The sequence below is a fragment of the Streptomyces sp. NPDC045899 genome, from assembly GCF_056431485.1.
The window spans coordinates 457,717-472,619 of sequence record NZ_JBWKKP010000003.1 but is presented as its reverse complement, the minus strand read 5'-3'; the positions used below and the strand labels follow the sequence as shown (position 1 = coordinate 472,619).

13 protein-coding genes are annotated in these 14,903 nt (G+C 73.5%); 1 reads left to right on the top strand and 12 read right to left on the bottom strand.

What is annotated here, in order from left to right; genetic code table 11:
- Positions 1-2: 2 nt before the first annotated feature.
- The 8 genes from AC07FT_RS06735 to AC07FT_RS06700 all read right to left on the bottom strand — a co-directional run bounded on the left by AC07FT_RS06735 (position 3) and on the right by AC07FT_RS06700 (position 11,881).
- The gene (locus AC07FT_RS06735; RefSeq protein WP_479174477.1) at positions 3-743 is read right to left on the bottom strand and encodes a 4'-phosphopantetheinyl transferase family protein; all 741 of its coding nucleotides are present in this window, start codon (positions 741-743) and stop codon (positions 3-5) included.
- Positions 744-799: 56 nt separating this feature from the next.
- Positions 800-2,827, bottom strand: a complete 2,028-nt coding sequence (locus AC07FT_RS06730) for a S9 family peptidase (protein ID WP_479174475.1) — start codon at positions 2,825-2,827, stop codon at positions 800-802.
- Between the two features lie 3 nt (positions 2,828-2,830).
- Positions 2,831-4,186, bottom strand: coding sequence for a M20/M25/M40 family metallo-hydrolase (locus AC07FT_RS06725; protein WP_471193373.1), 1,356 nt, complete (start codon positions 4,184-4,186; stop codon positions 2,831-2,833).
- On the bottom strand, positions 4,179-5,012 hold the full coding sequence (locus tag AC07FT_RS06720; RefSeq protein ID WP_479174473.1) for a M55 family metallopeptidase: 834 nt from the start codon (positions 5,010-5,012) through the stop codon (positions 4,179-4,181). The genes AC07FT_RS06725 and AC07FT_RS06720 overlap by 8 nt, the downstream gene beginning before the upstream one ends.
- A gap of 55 nt (positions 5,013-5,067) precedes the next feature.
- Positions 5,068-5,802 (bottom strand): class I SAM-dependent methyltransferase, encoded by a 735-nt coding sequence (locus AC07FT_RS06715; protein ID WP_479174471.1) that lies wholly within the window; start codon positions 5,800-5,802, stop codon positions 5,068-5,070.
- A 134-nt stretch (positions 5,803-5,936) separates the two neighbouring features.
- Positions 5,937-8,432 (bottom strand): ATP-binding SpoIIE family protein phosphatase, encoded by a 2,496-nt coding sequence (locus AC07FT_RS06710; RefSeq protein ID WP_479174469.1) that lies wholly within the window; start codon positions 8,430-8,432, stop codon positions 5,937-5,939.
- A 206-nt stretch (positions 8,433-8,638) separates the two neighbouring features.
- Positions 8,639-11,098 carry an MFS transporter gene (locus tag AC07FT_RS06705; protein WP_479174546.1) on the bottom strand — a complete coding sequence of 820 codons (2,460 nt, stop codon included), beginning with the start codon at positions 11,096-11,098 and terminating at the stop codon, positions 8,639-8,641.
- A gap of 327 nt (positions 11,099-11,425) precedes the next feature.
- Positions 11,426-11,881, bottom strand: a complete 456-nt coding sequence (locus tag AC07FT_RS06700; RefSeq protein WP_479174467.1) for an SRPBCC family protein — start codon at positions 11,879-11,881, stop codon at positions 11,426-11,428.
- Between the two features lie 168 nt (positions 11,882-12,049).
- Here AC07FT_RS06700 and AC07FT_RS06695 point away from each other — a divergent pair, with 168 nt between their 5' ends.
- Entirely contained in the window at positions 12,050-13,081 is a 1,032-nt protein-coding gene (locus AC07FT_RS06695; RefSeq protein WP_432015411.1) for an Rv2578c family radical SAM protein, read from the top strand.
- A gap of 44 nt (positions 13,082-13,125) precedes the next feature.
- Here AC07FT_RS06695 and AC07FT_RS06690 read toward each other — a convergent pair whose 3' ends face one another.
- From AC07FT_RS06690 to AC07FT_RS06675, 4 genes are read right to left on the bottom strand one after another with little or no spacing between them, the layout of a single operon-like run.
- The gene (locus AC07FT_RS06690) at positions 13,126-13,464 is read right to left on the bottom strand and encodes a hypothetical protein (protein WP_479174465.1); all 339 of its coding nucleotides are present in this window, start codon (positions 13,462-13,464) and stop codon (positions 13,126-13,128) included.
- Entirely contained in the window at positions 13,452-13,739 is a 288-nt protein-coding gene (locus AC07FT_RS06685; RefSeq protein WP_479174463.1) for a hypothetical protein, read from the bottom strand. Before AC07FT_RS06685 ends, AC07FT_RS06690 begins: the two co-directional genes overlap by 13 nt.
- Positions 13,736-14,089, bottom strand: coding sequence for a MerR family transcriptional regulator (locus AC07FT_RS06680; protein WP_471193357.1), 354 nt, complete (start codon positions 14,087-14,089; stop codon positions 13,736-13,738). The genes AC07FT_RS06685 and AC07FT_RS06680 overlap by 4 nt, the downstream gene beginning before the upstream one ends.
- 46 nt (positions 14,090-14,135) lie before the next feature.
- Positions 14,136-14,900, bottom strand: coding sequence for an SDR family NAD(P)-dependent oxidoreductase (locus AC07FT_RS06675; protein ID WP_479174461.1), 765 nt, complete (start codon positions 14,898-14,900; stop codon positions 14,136-14,138).
- Between the last annotated feature and the right edge of the window lie 3 nt (positions 14,901-14,903).

Below are 14,903 nucleotides of genomic sequence, written 5' to 3'. Positions count from 1 at the left end.
GGTCAGCCCGCCCGGCCTGGCTCCAGCAGGGCCAGGGCCGCCGCGTACGCCGGGCCCGAGGGCACGGCATCGGCGAGGGGGACGTCGAGCAGGGTCCAGGGGCCGACCGGCACCGGCTCGGGGCCCGTGCCCACATAGCTGACGGACGGGTCCTGGGACAGTCCGGTGCCGATGCCCTTGAGGTACGCCTCCTTACGCGTCCAGCAGCGGGCGAACGCGGCGGGCCGGTCACCCGGCGCCAGCGCGTCCAGTTCGGCGCGCTCCGAGGGGTGCAGGCTCCCGGCGACCGTCTCGACCACGGAGGGGGGCTGGAGCTTCTCGACATCGGCCCCGACCGGGGAGCCCGAGAAGGCGAACAGCACCAGATCACCGGCGTGGGACATATTGAAGTGCAGCGGATGGCCGGGCACCGCGGGGCGGCCGTGCGGACCCCCGCAGCCGGGGCACGCCTCCCGGGTGAACGGCACGGCGGCGGGCTCCAGATCGAGATAGCCGCCCAGCAGCCGGCGCAGCCCCAGATGGGCGGCGGTGTACCGCAGGCGGTCCTCCTCGCGCAGGAACTTCCCCGCCCGCTCGCGCTCCTCGGCGTCCAGGACCTTGTCGGGCGCGTCCGTCTCCGGTGCGGAGGCGTAGGCGGAGACGCTGAGCAGCCAGGTCTCGGGCCCGCCGTGCGGCCAGGTGCCGGACAGGGCGGCGGGCAGCGGCTCACTGCCGACGATGCGCGGGGCCCGTGGGGGTGTCAACTCGCTCCTCCAGAAGGGGTGATGGCGAAATGCCCGGTGTCAGCGGCTGGTCAACGCTACCGGGTCAGCTCCAGTGCGGGGACGTCGGCACGCTCGATACCGAAGCTCTGTGCGTACAGGGCGAGTTCGGCTTCCAGCACCCGGATCATGGTGTCGGCACGCCGGAAGCCATGGCCCTCGCCCTCGAAGGTGAGATAGGCATGCGGCACCCCGCGTCCGGCGATGACCTGAAGGAGGCGCTCGCACTGCGCGGGCGGGCAGATGGTGTCCTCCAGCCCCTGGAGCAGCAGGAAGGGGGCGCGGATCCGGTCGGCGCGGTGCACCGGGGACCGCTCGCGATAGCGCTCGGGGACCTCGGCCAGCGGTCCGACCAGCGACTCCGTATAGCGTGATTCGAAGTCATGGGTGCCGCCGGTGGCCCAGGCGGTGAGGTCGAGGATGGGGTAGATGACGGTGCCGCAGGCGTAGAGACCGGTGGTGGTGAGGGAAACGGCCGCGGTCCAGCCACCGGCGCTGCCCCCGCGGATGGCCAGCCGGGCGCGGTCCGCCGCGCCCTCGTCGGCGAGGGCCCGCGCGACGGCTGCGCAGTCCTCGACGTCGACCACGCCCCACTGGCCGCGCAGCCGGTTGCGGTAGGCCCGGCCGTGGCCGGTGGAGCCGCCGTAGTTGACCTCGGCGACACCGATACCGCGTGAGGTGAAGTAGGCGATCTCCAGGTCCAGGACGAGCGGGGCGCGTGAGGTGGGGCCGCCGTGGGCCCAGACCACGAACGGCGGCAGCTCTCCCTCGGGCGCGGTGTGGTCGGGGTTGTGCGGGGGGTGGATCTGTGCGTGGATCTCCCGGCCGTCCGGTCCGGTGAAGGTGCGGCACCGCGGCTCGGGGTAGTAGGCGGGGTCGACCGGATCGGTGTGCGGACTGCCGATGACCCGGGCGCGGCCGGTGCGGACGTCCAGCTCGACCACCTCATGGCCGCTGTGAGGGCCCGCGGCCACACCCCGCACCCGGGTGCCGTCCACGGCGAGCGTCGGCTCCCATTCGGTCCATGGGCCGGGGACGTCGGCCAGGGCACCGGTGGCGGGGTCGAGGATGCCGAGCACCTGCGCGCCGCGGCCGTGCAGGACGGCGACCAGTCCGCCGGGCAGCGGGGCGAACCAGCGGTGGCCCAGCTTCCACAGCGGACCGCCGAACTCCTCCGGCCGGTCGCACAGGGTGGTGCGCGACGCGCCACCGCCGGGCGCCCCGTCGGGGTCGAGACGCTGGAGCTGCCACCAGCCGCTGCGGTCGGAGACGAACAACAGCGAGCCGTCGGGCGCCCATTCGGCCTGGGCCACCGACTCCTCGGCGGACCCGGCCACCGGCCGCACCGCGGTGAACCCGCCCTCGGCGGTGACCTCGGCGAGCATCACCTCCGTACCGTCCCAGGGCATCCGCGGATGGTCCCAGGCGATCCAGACGGCCCGGCGCCCGTCGGGCGAGAGCCGGGGGCCGGTGACGAAGTCATGGCGGGCGCCGGTGAGCTCGCGGACCGCCGCGCGGTCCCCGGCCGCCGACCCGTCCAGCGGTACGGCGGCGATCATCCGCCGTACGTCACCGGGCCCCTCACCGGTGAACTCCTCCAGCACGCCCCACACTTCACCGCGCCCCGGGTGGATCCGCAGGTCCGCCCAGCGCAGCCCGCCGCCCACCCGCGACACCGGGGTCAGCGGACGCGGTGCCGCGCCCTCCGGGGCGTCGGGCTCGACGGCGTACAGCCGCTGGTCGTCGAAGTGGACGAAGACCACCAGCGGCCCCCGGCCGGGGCGGGCCACCGCGGCCCACGGCACGCCGCCGTACCCCATGACCCGGCTGCGCACGTTCCACGGCGCGGGCAGCACCGAGCCCTCCGCACCGTCGGTCCGCCGCCGCACCAGGGCGCGGCGGCCGCCCTCCTCGGGGCGCGGCGCGGTCCACCACACCTCCTCCCCCACGCTGCCCAGGTACTCGGGGTGACCGTCGTGGGAGGCGGCGAGCCCGGCGCTCACCGGGGAGTGCCAGCTGCCGTAGGGGGCGGGGGCGGGAGCGGTGGTCGTCGGCTGCCGTCGCATCGCTCACGCCCTCTGCAGGAAGTGGTCGAGCACCCGGACCCCGAAGTGCAAGGCGTCCACCGGCACCCGCTCGTCCACACCGTGGTAGAGCGCCTGGTAGTCGAAGCCCTCGGGCAGGCGCAGCGGTGAGAAGCCGTAGCCGAGGATGCCGAGGCGGGAGAACTGCTTGGCGTCCGTGCCGCCCGACATGCAGTAGGGCACCACATGGCCGCCCGGGTCGAACCGCTCCACGGCGGCGCGCATCGCCTGGTACGTCGGGGCGTCCGGCCCGACCGGCGCCTGAAGCGGAACCTCGCGGTGGTGGAACCCCCATTCCACGTCCGGCCCGGTGAGCCGGTCCAGGGTGGTGCTGAACTCCTCCTCCGCACCGGGCAGCATCCGGCCGTCCACATAGGCCGTGGCGCTCCCGGGGATCACATTGACCTTGTAACCGGCCTCCAGGACCGTGGGGTTGGCGCTGTTGCGCACGGTCGGCTCGACCAGGGCCGCGGCCGGGCCCAGCGCGGCGAGCAGCGCGGCGATGTCGAGGTCCGGCGCGTCCAGGTCGGCCGGGACGCCGTGCAGCGCGGCCAGTTCGGACAGCGCGGCCTTCACCGTGGGCGTGAGCCGCACCGGCCACTGGTGCTCACCGATCCGGGCCACCGCGGCGGCCAGTCTGCTGACCGCGTTGGCCCGGTTGACCTTCGAGCCGTGTCCGGCCCGGCCGCGCGCGGTGAGCTTGAGCCAGGCGGTGCCGCGCTCCCCCGCCGCGATGGGGTAGAGCCGCAGCCCGGATGCGGTGTGGAAGGTGAAGGCGCCCGATTCGCTGATGCCCTCGGTGCAGCCCTCGAACAGCTCGGCGTGCCGGTCGGCGAGGAAGCCGGAGCCCGCCTCGGCGCTGTCCTCCTCATCGGCGGTGAAGGCCAGCACGATGTCCCGGCGGGGCCGGACCCCCGACCGGGCCCAGGCGCGCACGACGGCCAGCACCATCGCGTCCATGTTCTTCATGTCGATCGCGCCGCGGCCCCACACCACGCCGTCACGCACTTCACCGGAGAAGGGATGCACGGTCCAGTCGGCCGGCTCGGCGGGCACCACGTCCAGATGGCCGTGGACCAGCAGCGCGGGGGCGGAGGGATCGGTGCCCTCGATCCGGGCGACCACATTGGTCCGCCCCGGTGAGCGCTCCAGCAAGGTGGCGTCGATGTCCACGTCGCCGAGCATCTCCGCCACGTACTCGGCGGCCGGCCGCTCCGAGCAGTCGCCGCCGCCGCGGTTGGTGGTGTCGATCGCGATCAGCTCGGAGGTGAACCGCACCACTTCGTCGAGCGCCTGGGGGTCGATCGCGTCGATCGGCCGGGAACGGTCCGTGTCAGCCATACTGCTCCTCCACCGCGGCCGAGACGACCGTCGTGACCGCCTTGAAGCAGCGGATGCCCTCGTACATCGTGGCCGAGGTGTAGGCGACGCGGCGCTCACCGCTGGGCTCCACCCCCGGCACCACACTCGCCGCGCCCGCCAGATGCGCGGCGTCGAACTCCAGCTCCACCGTGAACGGCCCGCCGGCCGCGGGCTCATGGCGCACCGCCAGGGCGGCCGCCTCCCGCGCGGCGGCCCTGATGTCCGCCGCGGTGCGGGCGGGGGTGCGGCACACCGCCGCGTAGCGCGAGACATAGTCCTTGACGGCGACCGAACGGGCCTGCGGCGCATAGCCCTTGGCGTCCTCACAGGTGCGGTCGTCACCGGTCACCAGCACCACCGGCACCCCGTACTCGGCGACGACCAGGGTATTGAGCCTGCCCTCGCTCGCGGGGACGCCGTCCACCCACACCCCGGTGATGGAGTTGGCCAGATAGGTGTGGGCGAGGACGCCCTCGGTGCCCGCACCGGTGTGGTACCCGACGAACGCGATCCCGTCCACATCGCCGTGCTGCACCCCCTCGACCATGCTCAGGCTCTTGTGCCGGCCGGTGAGCATCTGCGCTCGCTCGTCCAGCTCCTCCAGCAGCAGATTGCGCATCGTCCAGTGCGCCTCGTTGATGAGGACCTCGTCCGCGCCCCCGTCGAGGAACCCGGCCACCGCGGCGCTCACGTCGGACGTGAACAGGCGGCGGCAGCGCTCCCACTGCGGGGTGCCCGGCAGCACATCAGCGGGCCAGGTCACGCCGGTGGCGCCCTCCATGTCGGCGCTGATAAGGATCTTCATGCCTCGTCACGTTACGCGCTGGAATGGGCACGAACCAGCCCTGTGGATAACTGGTCTAGCCCAGCCGCGCCCGGTGCCGCCCCACCACGAACCAGCGCGCCGGAAGCTCCACCCGGGAGCCGTCGGGCCACTGCTCCGTCTGGGCGAGCGCCGTCGGCCCCTCGGCCAGGACCTCCAGCCCCACCGCCGCCAGCAGCTCCGGCACCTCGACGTCCGCCGCGTCGGCGGGCCGCAGACCGTGGTCGAAGACGCGCCGCAGTTTGGCGGGCGGACCGCCGGGGCTCTCGGCCAGCCTGGCCAGGGTGGTCTTGGACGCCTCGGTCAGCTCCACCACGAACGCCCGGCCGCGCGCGCCCACCAGCGTCGCCACCGCCTCGGCGACCGGCCGCCGGTCCCCCGCGTCGCTCTGGTGGATCACGGCGCGCATATAGACATGGGCGTCCCCGAGCTCGTCGTGCAGCTCCCGCACGCCGTCGGCGTCGGTCAGGCTCAGCTGCCGGAACTCCGCGACGCCCGCGGTGTCCGCGCGCCGTGCGTGCTCCACCGCCGCCCACGACAGGTCGACACCGATCGCCCGCGGGAAGCGGGAGGCCAGATAGCGGGTCTGGGTGCCGTTCCCGCAGCCGAGGTCCAGGACCGGCAGCGGGGCGTCCGCGTACGGCGCCAGCAGCTCGGTGTGCGGAGCCGCGCTCAGCGACGGGTCCGCGTCCCAGATGGCCTCCCCCGGATCGTCCGGGGTCTCCTTCCAATAGCTCTCCCACGCCTGCCTGTAGCGCTCCGACACGCTCATCGCCGCTCCCCGGATCCGATTCGGCCGACTCCATGGTGCTGCCCCGCTGCCTACCGGCAGCGCCCCGCGCGGGGCAAGTGCTCCGGCGCACGACGGCCCGCTTCCGCGGAATCCTTCACGCCGTGTTCGAACCGTCAGCGCGCCGGGCGCGGCAGCGCCTGCTCGAACCACACGGTCTTGCCCCGCCCGGAACGGCTGGTGCCCCACTCCCGCGCCAGTGCGCTGATCACCCGCAGCCCCCGGCCGAACTCGTCCTCACGGCCCGCGCCCAGCAGCGCGGGCAGCTCGTGGTCGTCGTCCGAGACCTCGCACAGCAGCGCCTCGGTGCGCACCAGGCGCAGCACCACATGGTGGCTGTGGGCGTGCCGCACGGCGTTGGTCACCGCCTCGCTCACCAGGAGTTCGGCCGTCTCGGCCGCCTCGCCGAGCCCCCAGCGCGCCAGCCGCTCCCGGACCAGCCGCCGGGCCCTGCCGACCTCCTGGGGATCCAGCGCCAGCCGCCACTGGGCGACGTCCTCGGGCGGGATGCCGTTCAGCCGGGCCATCAGCAGCGCCACATCGTCCTTGCGGCCGTCGCGCGGGTTGAGCGCGCGGATGATGGTGTCACAGGCGTCGTCCATGGACGCGGCCGGATGGGCGGCGGACTCGCACAGCGCCGCCAGCCCCGCGCCGATGTCCTGGCCGCGCACCTCGACCAGCCCGTCGGTGCACAGCACCAGCCGGTCGCCGGGGGCCACCCGGACCCGCGCCGTCTCGAACGGCACTCCACCGACCCCTATGGGTGCCCCGGTCGGCAGCTCCAGCAGCTCGCTGCGGCCGTCCTCGGCGCGCACCAGCACCGGCGGGATATGTCCGGCGTTGGCGATCAGCAGCTCGGAGCGGATCGGGTCGTAGACCGCGTACAGACAGGTGGCCAGATAGTGCTCACCGAGCCGCTGCGCCAGGTCGTCGAGGTTGCGCAGCAACTGGGCGGGCGGCAGGTCCAGGGCCGCCATGGTCTGGACGGCGGTGCGCAACTGCCCCATCATCGCCGCCGAGTTCAGCCCGTGCCCCATCACATCGCCCACCACCAGCGCGGTACGCGAACCGGGCAGTTTGATGCTGTCGAACCAGTCGCCGCCGACCCGGCCGAGCCGGGTGCCGGGCAGATAGCGGGTGGCGGTGTCACAGCCCGCCATCCGCGGGGTCACCTGCGGCAGCATGCTGTCCTGGAGCGTCTCGGCGACGTTCTCCTGGAAGGTGTACATCCGGGCGTTGTCCAGCACCAGCCCCGCGCGGGCGGCGAGTTCGGCACCGGTGGTCCGGTCCATGTCGTCGAACAGCTCACGCCCGGGGCGGCGCATCAGCACCATGAAGCCCAGCACCACGTCGCGCGCCTTGAGCGGCACGATGAGCACCGAGCGGCCGTTCATCAGCGGCCGCAGGTCGCGCTTCTCGAACTGCCCGGCGATCCGGTCCCCCATCTCCTCGCTGAGGTGCGGGATCAGCACCGGCTCACCGGTGACCATGCACTGGAAGAACGGGGTGTGTTCGGGGAAGGCGATGCTCTCGCCCACCGGGACGGTGTCGTCCCAGCGGCCGGGTTCGTCGTTGTGCTCGACCCAGACGCGGTGCCAGACGGTGGTGACGTCGGGCGGGCCGTCGGGGAAGCCCTCGCCCGCGAGCACCTGGGCGCGCAGATGTGTGCCGGCGAAGTCGGCGAAGCGCGGGACGGCGGCGCTGGTGACCTCACGGATGGTGCGGGCGAGGTCCAGGGAGCTGCCGATGCGGCCGCTGACCTCGTTGAGGAACTCCAACCGCTCCCGGACTGCGGCGTGTTCGAGATCGATCCCCTCGGGGTCGGTGCGGGGAACCGCGCGGGGCGCGGGGGTGTCCCCGAGGGTGTGCGGATGGGGCCGTGCGCCGTCCGTCATCTCCACGCGCCGCCGGGCCGCTTCCTGGCGCGCCTGGCGCTCGCGGTAGCGGGGCGTGCCCCAGTCCGGGGTCACCGGGACCCGTTCATGGTGGCTGATCTCCAGGACGGGATAGCCCAGTTCGAGGACCTGGGAGACGATCCGGCCGATGGCGGCCGGGCCCATGTTGGGCAGGATGTCCGGCAGCCGTCCCGCCAGCCGCTCGGCGCCCGGGAACTCGGTGTGCAGCGCGAATCCGGGAGTGTGACGCTCGTGCTCCCCGCCCGCCTCCGCCCCGGACGCTTCCGCTGTCCCGGTGAGCGCGGCGGCGTCGGCGGCCAGCACGAGCAACCGCTCCGGCCCCGGGCCCACCAGCGGGTACGCCCACCACAGCACATCGGCGCGGTGCCGGGACCGGTCCGCCAACCGGGCCCGGCCCGCGGTCGGATAGCGGACCGGCCCGTTCAATGAGTCCTCGAGTGCGGGACGGTCGGCGGGGACCTCCATTCCGGGCAGCGCGCCCGAGACGGGCATCAGATCCACCGCGGGGCGGCCGACGGCGTGTTCACGGGGGTGTCCGAAGAGCCTGCGCGCCCCTGAACTCCAGTGCGTGATCAGCCCCTCGGTGTCCACCACGACCACGGCGAGCGGCATCCGCCCCGGTACGGCGCTGGGTGGCGCCGGTACCGCGGAGGCGCCGCCCCGCTCGTCGTCGCCGTGCGACGTGCCATGCTCCATCGCGGGCAGCTCCTTCGCACACAAGATCTCCGACACCGCTACCCACGGTACGACCGCGATGGCCGCCCGTGTGGGGCAATACCCGAATAGGTGTCATGTGGCGGCGGACGGGGGACCCATGGCCCCGTGGCACGCGAACGCCGCCGGGTGGCGCCCCGGTTCGGGGTACCTCCCGACGGCGTCGGAGGTCGGTCGCGGAGGAACGTTCAGTCCTCGTGGCCCAGTTGCAGGTCGCGTTCGGTCCGGCCGCCGCCCGCCACCTGGAGCACGGTCGCCACCGGCGGATAGCCCGCGGCGATCACCGTGTACTCGCCCGCCGACAGATCGATGAAGCGGAAGGCGCCGTCCGCCCCGGTCGTGGCGGTGTCGACGACATTGCCCGCCGCGTCCAGCAGGGTGACCCGGGCATCCTCCACCGGCCGCCCGCCGCCCGCGCGGACCACACCGCGCAGCACCGCGCCGCCCGCCAGCTCGATGTCCTGCCGGGTCTCCCGCGCGGCCTGCACGGTGACCGGCAGGGCCGCGGGGCGGAAAGCGGGGGCGCTCGCCGCGAGGGTGTACTCCCCCGCCACCAGCTCACCCATCACATAGCCGCCTTCGCGTCCGCTGCGGCTGGAGGCGACCACCTCGCCGCGGACGTCGGTCAGGGTCACCGTGGCGTCCCGCACCGGGGTGCCGTCCGCGGTGAGCACCGCCCCGGCCAGCCGTCCCGCGCCGCCGAGGACCACGTCCAGCTCCACCGGGCGTTCGCCGACCGTGACGCTGACCGCCCGGGGCTGGTGTCCCCCGGCCGCCGCGATCAGGACGTAGGAACCGCTGCCCGGGGTGCTCAGCGCGTACCGGCCGTCCTCGCCGCTCGCACCGCGTCCGATCTGACGGCCGCCCACGTCGATGAGGGTGAGCGCGGCCCGCGGAACCGTCGTGCCGTCGTGGTGCTGGACGGTGCCGCAGACCGGGACGCCCGCGGTGAGCGGCGGACCGGAGGCGGCGGCGTGCCGCGGCGCCGTGCCGGTGCGCGCCGGGGGAACGACGGGGTCTGGCTGGACGGCAAAGTCGGTGTGGGACACCAGAGGTTTCTCCTTCAGCAGGAAGGCGAGCAGGAAGCCCAGGACGAGCACCGGCACGAGATAGAGGAAGATCCGCGGCATCGCGTGGGCGTACGCCGCGATGTACCCGTCGCGGAGGGGCCCCGGCATGGCGTGCACCATCTGCGGGGTGACCGACTCGGGGTCGGGCAGTCCGGCCCCGTCGGTGCCCCGGCCGGAGGCCGCCCCGGAGGGCAGTTCGACCGCGAGCCGGTCGGCGAGGCGGTTGGCGAAGAGGGTGCCGAAGACGGCGGCGCCGACACTGCCGCCGATCTGCCGGAAGTAGTTGTTGGCGCTGGTGGCCGAGCCGAGGTCGGCGGGGGGCACCGAGTTCTGGACGGCGAGCACCAGCACCGGCAGCACCAGTCCGATACCGAGTCCGAGGACGCCCATCCAGAGGCTGTAGTCCTGCCGGGAGGTGTCCTCGTCCAGCCGGGACAGCAGCCACATGCCGCCCACCGAGATCAGTCCGCCCAGTACGGGGAAGACCTTGTAGCGGCCGGTGCCGCTGATGAGCTGGCCGGTGATGATCGAGGCCAGCACCATGCCGCCCATCATGGGCACCATCAGCAGACCGGACTCGGTGGCCGAGACCCCGTCGACCATCTGGAGGAAGGTCGGCAGGTAGCTGGCGGCGCCGAACAGGGCCACCCCGATGACCGCGCCGATCAGCCCGCTGACACAGAAGACCGAGTCGCGGAACAGCCGCATGGGGATGATCGGTTCGGGCGCGACACACTCCACCACGACGAAGAGGACCGCCGAGCCGAGCGCGCCCAGCCCGAGCCCCAGGATGACGCGGTCGCCCCAGGCGTACTCGGTACCGCCCCAACTGGTCAGCAGCACCGCGCAGGTGGAGAACACCGAGAGGAACAGCGCGCCCAGGAAGTCGAACCGGGCCCGGCGGGGTGCCTCGGGCACCCGCAGGACCACGGCCACGACCGCCAGCGTGACCAGGCCGAAGGGGACGTTGACGTAGAAGCACCAGCGCCAGGAGGCGTGGTCGGTGAAGAAGCCGCCGATCAGCGGACCGGCGACGGAGGCGAGGCCGAACGCGGCGCCGATGAGCCCCATGTAGCGGCCGCGTTCCCGGGGCGGCACGATATCGGCCATGATCGCCTGAACACCGATCATCAGCCCGCCCGCGCCCACACCCTGGACCGCGCGGAAGATGATCAGTTCCTCCATCGTGCGCGACCACCCCGCCAGCGCGGACCCGGCGATGAAGACGACGATCGCGAAGATGAAGACGCTCTTGCGGCCGATGAGATCGCCCAGCTTGCCGTAGAGCGGCAGCACGATCGTCACGGCGAGGAGGTAGGAGGTGACGGTCCAGGACATCTTGTCCAGACCGTGGAGTTCACCGACCACCTCGGGCAGGGCGGTGGCCACGATGGTCTGGTCGAGCGCCGCCAGCAGCAGGGCCAGCATCAGCCCGATGAAGACCGTGCGGACCCGGGCCGGGCTGAGCGGGTCGCCCGCGGCGCCGTCGGCCGGTGGACGTCCGTCCGCCACCGGGGGCGGCGGGCCGTCCGCCTCCGGGACCGGGGCGGAGACGGTGACGGAGAGGGGGGCGCCCATGGGCCCGTATCCCTCGGCGTCCCCGGCTCCGTCCGGCCCCTTCGCCAAGGTGGTCCCGGTGGTCTGGCCCACGTCCTGCTCCCCTCGTCACACCTGCGCCGCCGCCCATTTCTCGCATTGCGCGTCACTACCGGCAAACCACGACGAATCGTCGGCGAGGGGGGCGGGGAGACGTTCTCCCCGGTGAGAGGGTGTGCGGACGATATGCCGCACCGAGCGGGAAACCACTCGAACCGGTGACCGCGGCAGCCGCTCCCTGACGGGAGGGACCGGCCGCGGCCCGGCCGGAAGGGCCCTACGCCGTCCGCAACGGGGGACGGCGGAAGCTCACTCGGAGCCCTGGGCGGCGACCTCGGCCGCCAGCTTCTCCAGCAGCTCGTCATAGATGCGGGCGAGTCCCTTGGGCGCGAAGGTCCGCTCGAAGAAACCGCCGATACCGCCCGCCCCGTTCCAGACGGAGGTGATGACGACCCGGGACTGCCCCTCGCCCGCCGGGGTCACCGTCCAGGTGGTCACCATCGAGGAGTTGCGGTCCTTCTCCACCAGCTGCCCGTCGGTGGGCTCGGAGACCTCGAGCAGGCAGTCGCGCACCCGCTTGCTGGTGGCCTGGAGCTTCCAGTGGACGACGGTGCCCTCGCCGTCGCCGCCCTCGCGCACCTCGTACTCGCTGAAGTGCTGCGGAAGCAGCCGGGGGCGGGTCTCGCGGTAGTCGGCGAGTGCGTCGAACACATCCTCGGGCTTCCCCGTGACGACGCGCTCCGTGGTGGCCTCGACCTGCCCCATTGCTCTTCCTCCGTGATCGACCGTGAACCGGTGGGCGCCCTGCTGACCGCGGCGCCCCTGGCAGCGGCAAGCCAACCACCTCCGGGTCGGCCGCCCAAATCCAGGGTTGACGGAACCGAATGAAACATGTGTTCTATTAGGTACGAGCGAGACCCGGAGGTGCGTGCCATGCGCTGGGACAACCTGACCAACGACACCGAGGCGGCCGCCCCGGCCCTGTTCGCAGCGGACGCGGTCACCACCCGCACTTTCGACCGCCCTGAATTCCGCGGCATGACCTTCCACGAGATCCGGGCCCGCTCGATCGTCAACCGGGTGCCGGGCGCCTCCCGGATGCCCTTCGAATGGACGGTGAACCCGTACCGCGGCTGCACCCACGCCTGTGTCTACTGCTTCGCGCGCAAGACCCACAGCTATCTGGACCTGGACACCGGGCTGGGCTTCGACTCCCAGATCGTGGTGAAGGTCAACGCCCCGGAGCTGCTCCGCCGCGAGCTGGCCTCACCGCGCTGGCGCGGCGACCACATCGCCATGGGCACCAACGTGGACTGCTACCAGCGCGCCGAGGGCCGGTACCAGCTGATGCCCGGCATCCTCGCGGCCCTCGCCGAGCGCGCCAACCCGTTCTCGATCCTCACCAAGGGCACGCTGATCCTGCGCGATCTGGAGGTGCTGCGCAGAGCCGCGCGCGTCACCGACGTCGGGGTCTCGGTCTCGGTCGGATTCACCGACCGCGAGCTGTGGCGGACCGTCGAGCCCGGCACCCCCTCTCCCGAGCGGCGGCTGGACGTGGTGCGCACCCTCAGCTCCCACGGCATCCCGTGCGGGGTGCTGATGGCCCCGGTGATCCCCTTCCTCGGTGACTCCCCCGAGCAGCTGCGTGCCACCGTACGGGCCATCGCGGAATCCGGGGCGACCTCGGTGACCCCGCTGGTGCTGCATCTGCGGCCGGGTGCCCGCGAGTGGTTCACCGCCTGGCTCACCGAGCACCACCCGCGGCTGCTCCGCCGGTACGACGCGCTGTACGAGGGCGGCACCTACGCCCCCAAGTGGTACCAGCGGCGGATCACCGGGATGGTCCACGACCTGGCCGCCGAATACGGCATCGGCCCCTATGAACCGGGCGCGCACCGCAACCTCCGCGCGCCCGAGCCCGAACCGCCCGCCGCGCCGGAGCCGGCCCAGCTGACCCTGATGTGAGGGCGCGCCCCCGCCGGTCCCGTCCCGGGCGGAGAGCCCCGAGCTCAGCGCGGAGGCCGGATCCGGCAGCTCAGCTGTGCGGCACGGGCGCGCGGGAAGACGGCCCCGGCGGCGCGGGCCAGATCGGCCGCGTCCTGTGAGCGGCCGTCCAGGCCGGGCCAGTTGATATGCGCCACCTCGCCCAGGCCCTGGGCCGCCAGTGACTCCAGGAAGGCGGTCCAGCTGTCGCGCGGGCGCAGCGCGATCACCCCGTCGGCGTCGTACGCCCGCAGGAACCGCAGTTCCGTCCGGACACCCGCGTCCCGTACCCACTGGGTGGGGGCGTCCAGGATGATCCGCTCCCGGTGGACCGGGGGCAGCGGGCGCGCGGTCAGCTCGTCCACCGCCGAGTCCAGCAGCGCCGCCAGCGCCCCAGGGCCGGGCCGGACGGCGGGGCGACCCCCGCCCGCCGCGCCAGCCGCACCACCCGGTCCCGCGCGCCGGGCAGCGTGTAGCCGAGACGTACGACCGGCGGCAGCGCGCGGTCATCGGCGGGCCGGTCCAGCTCCGCGGCGAGCGCCGCCACCCGCCGCCGTACGCCCGGGGCGTGGTGCGCGTCCAGATGGCGGGCGAACCACTCGTGCTCCGGGACCTGTTCGGGAGGTCCGGACCGCGTCATGGAGCCGCCACCCGGTCCAGCGCCTCGGCCAGCCGGTCCCGGGCCCGGGTCTGGGCGGCGATCCGCGCGTCGAGGACGGCCAGCCGGTCCCGGGCGATGCGCAGCCCTTCCGGGCTGGGCGGCACGGTCGCCATATCGCCGTCCAGACACGGGCTGAAGCAGCCGACGTCGTCCAGGGTGAGGCCCACGGCCAGCAGATGACGGATGTTGCGTACGCGTACGGCGGCACGCTCGTCGTAGACGCGATAGCCGTTGTCCGCCCGGCACGACGTGATCAGCCCCGCCTGCTCGTAGTGGCGCAGCGCCCGCGGTGTCGTGCCCGTCGCCCTCGCCAGTTCCCCGATCCGCACCGGCCCCACCTCCGGGGCCCGTTCTATAACAGCGCCCCGGGCGCCGTCATCCGACGACCGCCCCGCCGTCGACCGGCAGCACCGCACCGGTGATGAACGACGCGCCGGGCGAGGCGAGCCGGGTGATGGCCCACGCCACCTCCTCGGGCCGTCCGATCCGTCCCAGCGGGGTGTGGTCGAGCTGCCAGGCGCGCACCCGGGAGCGCTGTTCGGGCGAGAGCCCCGAGTGCTCGCCGATGGGCGTCTCGATCGCCCCGGGCGCCACGCACACCACCCGCACCCCGCGCGGCGCCAGTTCCACCGCCCAGCTGCGGGTCAGCGTCTCCAGCGCGGTCTTGGTGGCGGCGTAGACCGAACTGCCCGGCCAGCCGCGCCGGTCGATCGAGGTGCTGACGTTGACGACCACGCCCCCGCTCTCCTCCAGCGGGCCGAGGGCCGCCTGGGTGAGCAGGACGGGGGCGATGACGTTGGTCTCCAGCTGGGCGCGGACCGGTTCGCGGGCGATGGCGCCCAGTGGTGCACCGCGCACCACGGCGGCGTTGTTCACCAGGATGTCCAGCCGTCCGTGGGTCTCCAGGGCGTGGCGGACGATCTCCTCGGCGGCCCCGGCCGCGGTGAGGTCGGCGGGGAACGGACGGATCAGCGGATGCCCCTCGGCGGTCCGGGCGAGCGGTTCCGGCCGTCGTCCGACGGCCACGACGCGGATGCCCTCCCCGGCGAGCGCGCGGGCGGTGGCCCGGCCGATGCCGGTGCCCGCCCCGGTGACGACGGCGACCCGGTCCGGCCGCTCGGTGTGCTGTGCGGAGTTCATGGC